This window comes from Shewanella sp. 8A (genome assembly GCF_023475945.1).
GTDB classification, from domain to species: Bacteria; Pseudomonadota; Gammaproteobacteria; order Enterobacterales; family Shewanellaceae; genus Shewanella; species Shewanella xiamenensis.
On sequence record NZ_JAMDJP010000026.1, the window covers coordinates 1 to 13,364 of the forward strand.

The following is a 13,364-nucleotide window of genomic DNA, read 5'->3' on the forward strand; positions in this document are numbered from 1 at the left end:
GTGGAAGAGTGTGGGCTTCCCACAACTTAACGACAGTTTATTCGTTATCCTGACTTACTTCTTCGAACGTTTATTGCCTGAATACTTCGACAGTGAAAGCGACCACAGCAAGTACACTGGCGCGATTAACCCTGTGCGTATCGGTCGTCGTAAGGACTTCTGGAACCGCTTGACCATGGGTTATCAGGACTTACTGATCCAAAAAGTATTACGTGACGAAAAACGTACTGGCAAGATGACGTGGGAAAATGTGATTAAGCAATTTTTCACTAATTTCGACGAAATCAATGGCGACAAAATGTCGGCTAACTTGCTCAACTTCCCTGGTTTCCGTTTATCCATTGAAGATGCGTTAGATAAAGGTATTCGTCCTTGCGGTCTGATCACCGGTATTGCTGACTTTAAAGAAAAGGGACAAAAAGTCCGTGTGGGTCTGGCGGTATCTAACACTGCATTCCAAGCGGGTGCCTTCGATATGGCGAGTGCCGAGAAATTCTCTGCGCTGCTGATCGAATGTGCTAAGCGTAAATTGCCAGTAGTTTGTTTTATCAGCTCTGGCGGTATGCAGACTAAAGAAGGTGCTGCGGCTCTGTTCTCAATGGCTGTTGTGAACGACCGTATCACACGCTTTATCCGTGATAACGAGTTGCCAGTACTGATGTTTGGTTTTGGTGACTGTACCGGTGGTGCGCAAGCGAGTTTCGTGACTCACCCATTAGTGCAAACCTATTACCTGTCTGGTACTAACATGCCATTCGCGGGTCAAATGGTGGTTCCTGCTTACTTACCTTCAACGTCGACTCTGTCGAACTACTTGTCGAAAGTACCAGGTGCAATGGCGGGCTTAGTCCACAACCCATTCAGCGAAACCTTAGATAACCAATTGGCGAGCATCGATCCTCTGATGCCAATGCCAACGGCGAAGATTAATGACGTAATCATCAATGCTCTGTCGACTCTGGTTGTTGAAGCGCCTGTTGAAGAAGAAGTGATTGTTCAAAACGATCCTCGTAAGTTAATGAAACCAATTAACAAAGTATTGGTTCATGCCCGTGGTTGTACCGCTGTTAAGTTGATCCGTAAGGCCCACGATAACGATATCAACGTGGTATTAGTGGCGTCAGATCCTGACATGACTGCCGTACCTGCGGATATGCTGAAAGATTCTGACAAGTTAGTCTGTTTAGGGGGTAACACCTCTGACGAAAGTTACCTGAATGCTTACTCAGTGTTGAAAGTTGCCGAATACGAGCAAGTTGATGCACTGCACCCAGGTATCGGCTTCCTGTCTGAAAGTCCACAATTTGCGGCATTGTGTGTGAATAATGGGGTTAACTTTGTGGGCCCTAGCGTGCATTCAATGACGACTATGGGTAACAAGTCGAACGCGATTAAGACTTCACAAAGCCAAAACGTACCAGTGGTACCAGGTTCACACGGTATTCTGACGAACGCTGAGCAAGCGGTAAACGTGGCCAATGAAATTGGTTACCCAGTGCTGCTCAAAGCGGTACAAGGCGGCGGTGGTAAAGGTATTCAGGTCGTTAAACGTCCTGAGGATATGATTGGTTTATTCCAAAAAACCGCTACTGAAGCGGCAGCTGCCTTCGGTAACGGCGACCTGTACTTAGAGAAATATGTTACGTCACTACGTCATATCGAAGTGCAATTACTGCGCGACCAATTTGGTCACGCTAAAGTATTGGGTTTACGTGACTGTTCAGTACAACGTAACAACCAGAAAGTGGTTGAAGAGTCTGGCTCAACCATGTTGCCAGATGAACTGAAAAAACAAGTGCTGGATTACACCCGTGCCTTAGGTGATGCGACCGATTACATGGGCGCAGGTACTGTAGAGTTCATCTACAACTTAGACGCAAATGAAGTGTACTTCATGGAGATGAACACTCGTCTGCAGGTTGAGCATCCAGTAACTGAAGCGACTTCTGGTATTGATATCGTGAGCGCACAGTTTGATATCGCCGCAGGTCGTTCAATCGAGCATTTAGAGCCGAAAGAAATCGGTTATGCGATGGAAGTGCGTGTAACGGCTGAGAAAGCCGCACTCGATAGCCACGGCATCCTGCAACTGGTTCCAAATCCTGGCAAGATCACCGAATGTGTATTCCCTGATCATCCAGATGTGGAAATCATCTCGATTGCTGCACCGGGTAAAGAAGTTTCGCCATACTACGACAGCTTAATTGCTCAGGTGATTATGCGCGGTGAAAACCGTGAAGACGTTATTGCGAAGCTACATGCTTATCTCGATAGTGTAGTGCTCAAAGGTATCGCGACTAACATTCCATTGCTCAAGCTGATCTTAAGCGATGGCACCTTCAAAGAAGGCGTATACGATACTAACTACCTGCCACGCTTTATGGCTGAGCTAGACATTCCAGCGCTGATCGCTGAAATGGAAGCCGCTGCCGAAACCGTTGGTGTTGATACTGAGTCGCTCCGTGTTGGCGAAAGTAACGAACTGAAAGTATTAGCGCAAGGCGCTGGTATCTTCTATACGTCTCCCGCGCCAGGCGAACCTGATTTCGTTAAAGAAGGTGATATTGTAACCGTTGAGCAAACCCTTGCCTTGACTGAAGCAATGAAGATGTTCTCGCAGGTTAACTTGGCTGGCTTTAACCGCCAAGGTGCCGTGCTCTATCCTGAGGATAAGAAGTACCGCATCGAGCGTATTCTGAACAGCAATGGTCAGCAAGTATCGCAAGGTGACCTACTCTTTGTTGTGTCACCAGTTGAAGATTAATCTTGTAAAAATAGATTAAGTAAACGAAATACCCGTCAATTTGGCGGGTATTTTTTTATCGGTAACAAGATTAAGTTTTGCAGGTTCGGTGAATTTTCCTGCTTAGGATGAGCGAATTGGTATTATCTTAATATTATGTATACACTTTTTATCTACGTCAGCGAATTACTGAATGTATTTGAGAAGCTACATGGGTTGTCGATTTTGGTTTGTACTCTTCTGTTTATGCTCACCCTTAACTGTGAGTGCAGAGCGTTTGGCTTCGCGCTATCTCAAAACCGCTGATGACGATGCTAGCAGTAGGCAGTTAGTCCGTTACTGTGTTGATCCCGACTGGTTGCCCTATGAAGCGATACGCGAGGGAAAACATGTAGGGGTCTCATCGGACTATATTCGTTACATTGAGTCCCATTCTCCCCTTAAATTCATTCTTGTTCCCACAACATCTTGGTCTGAAACCCTTAATTTTTTACAAACTGGGCGCTGTGATTTAACTCCAATGTTGAACAAAACCGCTACCCGAGAGCAATTTTTACATTTTAGCCATGTGTATTTTCACTCGCCAAATGTGTTGGTTTCGCTAAAAGAACAGCCATTTTTACAAGGATTTGAAAACATAGGCTCACGAACATTAGCCGTGCCTAAAGGTTATCGTCTCGCTGAGTATATTCAGCAATATTACCCTAGAGTCAAAATCATCGAAGTGGCCAGTGAACCAGCGGGACTCGAGGCTGTGCTCGATAAGCGCGCTGATTTATTTGTTGGGTCAATGTTTTCGGTGAATGCTTATATTCAGCAGACAGGTTTTAACCATCTTAAAATTGCGGGGTGGGGCGGGCCAGAAGATGAACTACGCATGGGAGTGAGTTTAGGCCATGAAGCACTGCTGCCGATACTTAATCAAGTACTTGATGATGTTGATGAGCTTGAGCGAATTAGGATTTACCAGAAATGGAACAATATTACTGTTATCGATGAGACTAACTATTGGCTTATCTATCAAGTGATTGCAGGCACTCTGCTGGTGATATTTTTACTTGCGACTCGGACTTATTTTATCAGTCGCTATAATCGACGCTTAACCGATAAAAATACACAGCTTGAAGCCCTACGTCGGCAATTAGAACAAACCAATACTGAACTCGAGTTTTTATCTACCCATGATCCGCTCACCAAACTCTATAATCGCCATTACTTTAACCGCCAGTTTGTGCATGAGCATCGTTCTGAGACCGCAACAGAAAGTAGCATCTGCCTTGTCATGTTAGATATCGATTTCTTTAAAGAGATTAATGACACCTTAGGTCATACCGTCGGAGATAATATTTTGATGGAGCTGTCTACAGTGCTGCAGCATTGTGTGCGTGAATCAGATGTTGTTGCCCGTTGGGGAGGTGAAGAGTTCGTTATCCTTTGCCATCAGACTTCAATTACTTTAGTTAACTCATTGTGCCAGCGGATTGCTGCGGCGATTAAGGATTATCGCTTTAGTGGTGATGTGCGGCTCACCTGTAGTTTTGGGATTGCCAAATTAGCGAGTAATGAACCAATGCAGTCCTGCTTTGAACGAGCAGATAAAGCATTGTATCAAGCGAAAGCCTTGGGCAGAAATCAGATTTGTATTGATGAATCCAATGCTTAGTTTGCGAAATTAGATGCATTGCTAAGCCCATTGACACTTTACTCGATCAATTTCACATTTATGCTAATCAACTTTTAGGTTAAACCGAGTTTTAACCTGAGTTGAAGTTTGTATTGAGGTTGCATTGGGCTGGTCTTTTGCCATTTGTGAGTCCTTAAAGTATGAGAAATCTGCAATATCGGTAAAAAAACGCTTATTTTTAGGCTTTTTACTAATTGTTTGAAAACTGAGCTAAATTTTTTTATTTAATTGTTTTAATGCATTTTTCTTATTTTTTTTTAATTTTTTCCGCGACTTTATCGTGAAAAATTGCAAGAGCCATTTGCGAAGAGCGGGGTTCCAATTTACAATATGCGCCTAAAATAATCTGATGTGCGGTGTGTCGGTGGTTTGTCGCATACTCCGTCTACTTCTTAAACTAATCATTAAAGTTGAATCATGACCGAATTATCCAAATACAGAAACATTGGTATCTTCGCTCACGTTGACGCGGGTAAAACCACGACCACCGAGCGTATTCTTAAGCTAACTGGTAGAATTCACAAAGCTGGTGAAACCCACGACGGTGAATCTACAACAGACTTCATGGTTCAGGAAGCTGAGCGCGGTATTACTATTCAATCAGCAGCAGTAAGCTGTTTCTGGAAAGATCACCGTTTCAACGTTATTGATACCCCTGGGCACGTTGACTTCACAGTTGAAGTTTACCGTTCTCTGAAGGTTCTTGACGGCGGTATCGCTGTATTCTGTGGTTCTGGTGGTGTTGAGCCGCAATCAGAAACTAACTGGCGCTATGCTAACGAATCTGAAGTTGCTCGTATCATCTTCGTAAACAAGTTAGACCGTATGGGTGCTGACTTTTTACGCGTTGTTAAGCAGACTAAAGACGTCTTAGCTGCTACACCATTGGTTATGGTTCTGCCAATCGGTATTGAAGATGAGTTCTGTGGTGTTGTTGACCTGTTAACTCGCCAAGCTTACGTGTGGGATGAAACTGGTTTACCAGAAAACTACTCTATCCAAGAGATCCCTGCTGACATGGTTGACTTAGTTGAAGAATACCGTGAACAGCTGATCGAAACGGCTGTTGAGCAAGATGACGATCTGCTGGAAGCTTACATGGAAGGCGAAGAGCCATCTATTGAAGACCTGAAGCGTTGTATCCGTAAGGGTACTCGTACTATGGCATTCTTCCCAACATTCTGTGGTTCAGCGTTTAAGAACAAAGGTATGCAACTGGTTTTAGACGCGGTTGTTGACTACCTGCCAGCACCAAACGAAGTTGATCCACAACCTTTAACTGACGAAGAAGGCAACGAAACTGGCGAATACGCAATCGTTTCTGCTGACGAGTCTTTAAAAGCATTAGCGTTCAAGATCATGGACGACCGTTTCGGCGCCCTGACCTTCGTACGTATTTACTCTGGTCGTCTGAAGAAAGGTGACACCATTCTTAACAGTGCAACTGGTAAGACTGAGCGTATCGGCCGTATGTGCGAAATGCTTGCAAACGATCGTATCGAAATTGAATCAGCAGAAGCTGGTGACATTATCGCTATCGTGGGTATGAAGAACGTACAAACTGGTCACACTCTGTGTGATGTTAAGCACCCATGTACTCTTGAAGCCATGGTGTTCCCAGAGCCAGTTATCTCTATCGCAGTAGCACCAAAAGATAAAGGCGGCAGCGAGAAGATGGCTATCGCTATCGGTAAGATGATCGCAGAAGATCCATCTTTCCGCGTAGAAACTGACGAAGATTCAGGTGAAACCATTCTTAAAGGTATGGGTGAACTGCACTTAGACATTAAAGTGGACATCCTGAAGCGTACTTACGGTGTTGAGCTGATCGTGGGTGAACCACAAGTAGCATACCGTGAAACCATTACTCAAATGGTTGAAGACCAATACACCCACAAGAAACAATCTGGTGGTTCAGGTCAATTCGGTAAGATCGAATACATCATCCGCCCAGGTGAGCCAAACTCTGGCTTCGTGTTCAAGTCTTCAGTTGTCGGTGGTAACGTTCCTAAGGAATACTGGCCAGCAGTTGAAAAAGGCTTCGCGAGCATGATGAACACCGGTACTATCGCTGGCTTCCCAGTGTTAGACGTTGAGTTTGAACTGACTGACGGTGCTTACCACGCAGTTGACTCTTCAGCTATCGCGTTCGAAATCGCTGCTAAAGCGGCATTCCGTCAATCTATGGCTAAAGCTAAACCACAACTGCTTGAGCCTATCATGAAAGTTGACGTGTTCAGCCCTGATGACAACGTGGGTGACGTAATCGGTGACTTAAACCGTCGTCGCGGTATGATCAAAGACCAAGTTGCTGGTGTAACTGGTGTTCGCGTTAAGGCTGACGTACCGTTATCAGAAATGTTCGGTTACATCGGTACTCTGCGTACAATGACTTCAGGCCGTGGTCAGTTCTCTATGGAGTTCTCACACTACAGCCCATGTCCAAACAGTGTTGCGGACAAAGTTGTTGAGCAAGTTAAAGAGCGTAAAGCTGCTGAAGCTAAGAAGTAATTCTTAACTTCCTCTAAATAGAAACCGCTGCTAAGCCTAGGCTAGCAGCGGTTTTTTTATGGGCGATGCACTGGTTGACGATAGGTTGACGAGTCAGCATTCACGCTTTTTGTTTACTTAATTCCAGTAGAGCATTTGCCGCGGGAGTTAACGGTAAGTTCTGCCGCCAAATCAGGGCTAAATCCCAAGTTAATGCCGGTTGCATCGGTCTAAAGACTAGTTTGCTGTGACTGAGTTTTTGGCAAATAGGTTCGGGTAATATGGCCAGTCCCATGTCGGCTTCAACCATGGTTGCAAGAAAGTCCCATTGACCACTGCGAAAGGCGATATTTAATTGCACGCCAGCCTTACGGCTGAGGCGAGTTATCAATTTGGCAAGTGAGAAGTCCTCATTATAGAGAATAAACGGATAAGCTTCAAAATCTTGCCAGTTGAGATATGACTTAGCCGCAAGCGGGTGTCCATCAGGCAGGCAAGCTAACAGAGGATATTTTGTCAGCGGCTGGTTGACTAGCTCAGTCTCATGGGTTGTGGGTAACGCAGTAAAGGCAATATCTAAACTGTTATTTAGCAGTGCCTGCTCGCAGCCAAATCCCCCGTATTCATACATTTGTAGTTCAACCCCAGGATAACGCTTACGATAGCTCGTCAGTAATCCAATAATTAAGCTACTCATCATGGGGCAGACACCGAGTCTAAGCCGCCCCGATTTTAGGCCGCTTAAGTTACTCATATCCTCCTGCAATCTATGCCATTGCCCGAGGATCTCCCGCGCACTGCGTTCAAACAGCTGCCCTGCTTGGGTTAGCTCCACCTTTTGATTGTTACGGATCAGCAGGGTTTCTCCTACGCTTTCTTCAAGCCTTTGGATGATTTTGCTGAGCGTTGGTTGAGTGATAAAGCATTTTTGTGCTGCACGGGTGAAGTTTTCCGTTTCAACTAAGATCAGAAAACATTGTAAGGTCTTGATTGGAATGTTCATGCTCAAATGGAATCCATTGTATGGCGTTAATTCATTTTACTGATGATGGTCTAAGTATTACTTTGAACTTGTTAACAGAACAGGAGATTTGGTCATGAAGTCAACGTCAAGTTTATGGGTAGGTGCTTTGTGGCAGGCGGCGATGCCTGAAACAAAGAATGTGCAAACAGCAAAGGCAGCGCAAACAAGAGTAACGGCTCCGGCGGGTGATTTGCATAAAGCAAAACAACAAGTTAACCCAGCCTAGGCTGGGTTTTTACTTTTCCGTATTTTATCTATTGTCCCGTCTGCTTATTTTTCAGTTCGTCCAACATCTCCCCCACTGAGTTTTTAAGTTTATCTCTAATTTTGTTATGGATAATAAAAAGCCACTGGATGATCAGTGGCTTTGGTGCGGGCAGGGGAGGATTGTTTTACTGAGTTGAGAACTTATTATCAACTAAAGGCGCTTTGTTTTCTGCTTGTGCAACATGGCACTGGGTGCAGAAATAATTATGGCCATTGAGCGTGCCCTTATCGTCGATAACGTGGGATTTCGCCACTGGTGTGGCTTTCATCCGTGGGGCTTTATCCCAGCTATGGCAAGTTAAACAGCCATTTTTATCTAAGGTTATTTTGTAATCATCCTTATGGGGGATGAGTGGCGGTTGGTCAGTAAAACTGCGTTCCAACGCCTTACCGCGAGCTGGGTAAACGGGCATAGCATCAGCGGGGCGAATATCGGTCACCGCGCTATCGCCGGCGAGGGATTTGATATTGACTGGTGTTGCTTGAGAGTCTGCTTGTTGGCCTGAGCAGCCGCCGATGGCTAATACAATCGCGGCTAAGGTGAGTATTTTTTTCATTGGTCATTCTCCGCCTTGGGGGCAATGTGTTGACGAATTGGTGAAGTGGTTGATGGCGAGTGACAATCGGTCGAATCGCCTGAACTAAGTTGAGCCTGAGTGGCCGTAAAACGTGTTTGATAGCGAAATACGCGTTGTGCGCAGACATCGATACAGCGGCCGCATTGGGTGCAGTCTGGGCTAGTGATCACCGGGTTTTGCCCTTTTAACGCTGGCTTTAATACCTGGCGTTCAGGGCAAACAGCAAAGCAGTCCATGCAGTTATCACAGGCACTGGCTTTGCTGGCAACAATTTTGATGGGGCTCCATTTGCCGATTAAGCCAAATAGGGCGCCTGTTGGACACAGGTGGCCACACCAAGCGCGCTCGGCGATAAACAGATCCAGCAGAAATATCGCCGCTAAGATCCATAAACCACTGAGACTGCCAAATAGCACGGCGCGATAGACTAAGGGGACGGGATTAATCCATTCCCAAATCAAGTTGCCCGTGAGCAGTGGCAATAACAGCACGAGTGCCAGCAGGTAATAACGTAAATTACGCGGTAACTCGCTGGTGCGAGGGAGGTTTAGTTTACGTCTGAGCCAGCTTGCGGTATCGGTGACCAGATTGACGGGACACACCCAACTGCAAAACACCCGGCCACCGGCGAGGGCATAAAACAGTATGACCAAGGTTGCACCTATCAATAGGCTAAGCTCGGGAATATGCCCGCTAATGAGCATTTGTAAGCTCACTAGCGGATCGGCAAAGGGAATGGTATCGAGCAGTAAACTGGCCGATAAATTACCCTTAAATAACCAAATCCCTAGTAGCGGCCCCAGTGCAAATAGCCCTAACAAGCCGCATTGCACTGCGCGGCGTAGTAGCAAATATTTGTGTGCGCCAAACCAACCGAGTTCTGCAATGGCGGCGGCATGCTCGCCTTGCATGCGGGCTTTTGAGTTCATTGTCTTATGACTTATAGACTTGTTACTCATAGACTCATTGCTCATAACGTCAGCCCCTTATTCAACATCTCTAAGGTGGTTTCCTCGGTGTTGAGATAAGTGTCATGCTCCGCTGCCTTACCGAGTGCTAATGCCGTCGGTAAGACTTTTATGGCGGCGGTATCGAGTACGCAGGCGTGCTCGCATTTGCCACAACCCGTGCAGGTATCACTGTTGACTGTGGGTAAGAACATGGCGTGGTGATCGCTATGTTGATTGCGTTGGCGTTCTAAGGTGATGGCGTTGTCGATTAACGGACAAACCCGATAACAAACATCGCAGCGTAATCCCTTAAAGTTCAGGCAATTTTTCTCATCGATCAGTACCGCAATACCCATTTTGGCATCGCTAATGTGCTCAAGTTGAGGATCAAGCGCACCCGATGGGCAGGCTTTGATGCAGGGAATATCCTCACACATTTCGCAGGGAATGCGTCTTGCGGTAAAGAATGGCGTGCCAGTGGCGGCTCCATCGAACCAACGTGCCAGTGTTAGCGTGTCGTAAGGGCAAGCCTCAACACACAAACCGCAGCGCACGCAGGCCGAGAGAAAATCGCTTTCTTCAAGGGCTCCCGGCGGTCTGCAAGCTTGGGAGGCGAGTTGACCTTGGCTTTTTGCCGTGGCCGTCAAGCCTAATCCCACAAGCCCCATCACACAGCCAGCCTTAGCCGTCGTGGCCAAAAACTGGCGACGGTTGACTTGTTTAACTGTGAATGGACTCTTCACTTGCTGACTCACCTTAGACTCCTTAATCGCTTTCAAATACGCTTATCGCTATCAAATGAGGGCTTAGGCCTTCATCACTTTTACTGGGCACTTCTTAAAGTCAGTTTCTTTTGACAGTGGATCGGTAGCATCCAGAATCAACTTGTTGACTAACTGACGCGCATCGAAGAAGGGCATAAACACCACGCCGCGTGGCGGTTTGTTTCGGCCTTTGGTTTCGACACGGGTTTTGACCTCACCACGGGGAGATGCCACGATCACTTCATCACCACGTTGCAGACCTCGGGCCTTAGCGTCTTCAGGATGCATAAAGATTTGTGCATCAGGATAGGCGCGATAGAGCTCAGGTACACGGGCGGTCATCGAACCTGTATGCCAGTGTTCGAGCACGCGGCCGGTAGACATCCACAGATCGTATTCTGAGTTAGGCTCTTCCGCTGCTGGTTCGTAAGGCAGGGCGAAAATTACCGCTTTACCATCGGGTTTACCGTAGAACTTAAAACCTTCACCTGCCTTAACATAAGGATCGCTGCCTTCAACGAAGCGGCGCAGGGTTTCTTTACCCTCAACCACTGGCCAGCGTAGACCGCGGGTTTCGTGGTAACGGTCAAAGTCGGCTAAATCATGGCCATGGCCGCGACCGAAGGCGGCGTATTCTTCGAAGATGCCTTTTTGTAGATAGAAGCCAAAGTGTTCACTTTCGTCGTTTAGGTCGCCCTTACAATCGGTAGTAGGGAACTTGTTGATGACACCATTGGCAAACAGTACTTCATAAAGGGTCTTGTCAGCGTATTCAGGCTTTTTAGCGATAAGCTCTGCGGGCCACACTTCAGACACTTTAAAGCGTTTTGAAAACTCGACTAATTGCCACAGATCCGATTTAGCTCCCTCAGGCGCTTTAACCTGTTGATGCCACATATGGGTGCGGCGCTCGGCGTTACCGTAAGCGCCTTCTTTCTCGACCCACATGGCGGTCGGTAGAATAAGGTCTGCTGCCATGGCGGTGACGGTTGGGTAAGGATCGGATACCACGATAAAGTTCTCTGGATTACGGAATCCCGGGTAAATTTCATCGTTGATATTCGGGCCGGCTTGCATGTTATTGGTACACATAGTCCAATAACAGTTTAGCTTACCGTCTTTGAGCATCCGACTTTGCAGCACGGCATGGTAGCCAGGTTTAGGTGGAATCGTGCCTTCAGGCACTTGCCACATTTTTTCGGTGATCGCGCGATGCTTATCGTTATCCACCACCATATCGGCGGGGAGACGATGGGCAAAGGTGCCGACTTCACGGGCGGTACCACAGGCTGAAGGTTGGCCTGTCAGTGAGAATGGGCTGTTGCCAGGTGTGGCGATTTTGCCCGTCAGTAAGTGAATGTTATAGAGCATGTTGTTTGCCCACACACCACGAACGTGTTGGTTAATCCCCATGGTCCACAGGCTCATAACCTTCACCTTAGGATCGGCATAGGCTTTGGCTAAGGTTTCTAATTTTTCAGGCTCTACACCACTCATTTTTGCTGCGTATTCCAGCGTATAAGTGCTGACGAACTTAGCGTATTCTTCGAAGCTAATAGGGCTAGATTTACCATTGCCAGGATTTTTGGCTTTCTTCTCTAACGGATGATCTGGACGCAGGCCATAACCGATATCATCTACACCGAGGGCAAACTTAGTGTGTTTAGTCACAAAGTCGGTATTTACCGCTTTGTTTTGAATGATGTAGTTGGCGATATAGTTGAGGATCACCAGATCTGATTGTGGACGGAAAACCATCGGGTTATCCGCAAGATCGAAGCTACGGTTCTCGAAGGTGGATAGCACATGCACGCGACAGTCTTTACTGCTTAAACGGCGATCAGATAAACGTGCCCACAGGATCGGATGCATCTCGGCCATGTTGGCGCCCCAGAGCACAAAGTGATCGGCGGCTTCTAAGTCGTCGTAACAGCCCATCGGTTCATCAATACCGAAGGTACGCATAAACCCAACGACCGCTGAGGCCATACAGTGGCGGGCGTTAGGGTCGATGTTGTTGGTTAAGAATCCAGCTTTATGCAGTTTAGATGCAGCATAACCTTCCCAAATCGTCCACTGACCAGAACCGAACATACCGACTGAGGTCGGGCCTTTAGTGGCGATGCTGTGTTTCCACTTAGCGGCCATAGTATCGAAGGCAACATCCCAACTTACTGGGGTAAACTCGCCTTCTTTGTGGTATTTGCCGTCTTTCATGCGTAGTAATGGCGTGGTTAATCTGTCCTTGCCGTACATGATTTTCGACAGGAAGTAACCTTTAATACAGTTCAAACCACGGTTAACTGGGCTTTCTGGATCGCCTTTGGTGGCAACCACTTTACCCGCTTTGGTACCGACTAATACGCTACAACCCACACCGCAAAAACGGCAGGGGGCTTTGTCCCACTTGATATTATCTGACTCGGCGGCTTCAACCATTTTCACGGGAAGCGTGACGCCAACGGCCGTCGCAGCGGCAACCGCTGCGTTAGCCTTGAGAAACTCGCGGCGGCTAATGCTCATAGTGTTTCCTCACTCTCTTTTTCTAACAGTTCTTGTTCTAGGGGTTCTACTTGGTGGTAAATCAAACTGGCGGATAACACACCGGACAGGCCATTGATGGCTTCAACATTGTCGAGAATGGCTTTTTGGGTATTCCCTTCGAGGGTAATAACCAACTTACCTTCGGGTGAAATGGCGTGGATATCGCAGCCTTTTAACGCGGCAATATCGGCTTCAACCTGTTGCAAGGCATTAGGGGCTGCATGTACCACGAGGCTGGTGACATGGTATTCCTGACTCATAGCGGTGACCTTTATCTTGAGATGCACTCAGCTGCTTTGCATAAACATCTGTACAACTGA

10 protein-coding genes are annotated in these 13,364 nt (G+C 46.9%); 4 read left to right on the forward strand and 6 right to left on the reverse strand.

Features of this window, described 5'->3' with window-relative positions; translation table 11 throughout:
• The 3 genes from M0413_RS17185 to fusA form a co-directional block, all read left to right on the forward strand.
• A partial coding sequence (locus tag M0413_RS17185; RefSeq protein ID WP_249555025.1) for an ATP-binding protein occupies positions 1–2,764 on the forward strand: 2,764 nt, incomplete at its 5' end.
• Between the two features lie 190 nt (positions 2,765–2,954).
• Positions 2,955–4,406 (forward strand): diguanylate cyclase, encoded by a 1,452-nt coding sequence (locus tag M0413_RS17190; protein WP_249555027.1) that lies wholly within the window; start codon positions 2,955–2,957, stop codon positions 4,404–4,406.
• Between the two features lie 438 nt (positions 4,407–4,844).
• Positions 4,845–6,938 carry an elongation factor G gene (gene fusA / locus M0413_RS17195; RefSeq protein ID WP_249555030.1) on the forward strand — a complete coding sequence of 698 codons (2,094 nt, stop codon included), beginning with the start codon at positions 4,845–4,847 and terminating at the stop codon, positions 6,936–6,938.
• A gap of 100 nt (positions 6,939–7,038) precedes the next feature.
• Here fusA and M0413_RS17200 read toward each other — a convergent pair whose 3' ends face one another.
• Positions 7,039–7,920, reverse strand: coding sequence for a LysR family transcriptional regulator (locus tag M0413_RS17200; protein ID WP_047535017.1), 882 nt, complete (start codon positions 7,918–7,920; stop codon positions 7,039–7,041).
• A gap of 94 nt (positions 7,921–8,014) precedes the next feature.
• On the opposite strand from M0413_RS17200, the gene M0413_RS17205 reads away from it, so the two are divergent.
• The gene (locus M0413_RS17205) at positions 8,015–8,167 is read left to right on the forward strand and encodes a hypothetical protein (RefSeq protein WP_037414512.1); all 153 of its coding nucleotides are present in this window, start codon (positions 8,015–8,017) and stop codon (positions 8,165–8,167) included.
• A gap of 166 nt (positions 8,168–8,333) precedes the next feature.
• On the opposite strand, the gene napB is transcribed toward M0413_RS17205, so the two are convergent.
• From napB to M0413_RS17230, 5 genes are read right to left on the reverse strand one after another with little or no spacing between them, the layout of a single operon-like run.
• On the reverse strand, positions 8,334–8,765 hold the full coding sequence (napB, locus tag M0413_RS17210; RefSeq protein ID WP_037429719.1) for a nitrate reductase cytochrome c-type subunit NapB: 432 nt from the start codon (positions 8,763–8,765) through the stop codon (positions 8,334–8,336).
• Positions 8,762–9,715: a quinol dehydrogenase ferredoxin subunit NapH gene (gene napH / locus M0413_RS17215; RefSeq protein WP_239000462.1), complete on the reverse strand. Its 954-nt coding sequence runs from the start codon at positions 9,713–9,715 to the stop codon at positions 8,762–8,764. The genes napB and napH overlap by 4 nt, the downstream gene beginning before the upstream one ends.
• 41 nt (positions 9,716–9,756) lie before the next feature.
• A complete protein-coding gene (gene napG / locus M0413_RS17220; RefSeq protein ID WP_047535020.1) occupies positions 9,757–10,491 on the reverse strand; it encodes a ferredoxin-type protein NapG in 735 nt (244 codons plus the stop codon).
• Positions 10,492–10,542: 51 nt separating this feature from the next.
• Complete coding sequence (gene napA / locus M0413_RS17225; RefSeq protein WP_249555032.1) at positions 10,543–13,023, reverse strand: nitrate reductase catalytic subunit NapA; 2,481 nt, start codon at positions 13,021–13,023, stop codon at positions 10,543–10,545.
• Complete coding sequence (locus tag M0413_RS17230; protein WP_037414522.1) at positions 13,020–13,304, reverse strand: chaperone NapD; 285 nt, start codon at positions 13,302–13,304, stop codon at positions 13,020–13,022. The genes napA and M0413_RS17230 overlap by 4 nt, the downstream gene beginning before the upstream one ends.
• Between the last annotated feature and the right edge of the window lie 60 nt (positions 13,305–13,364).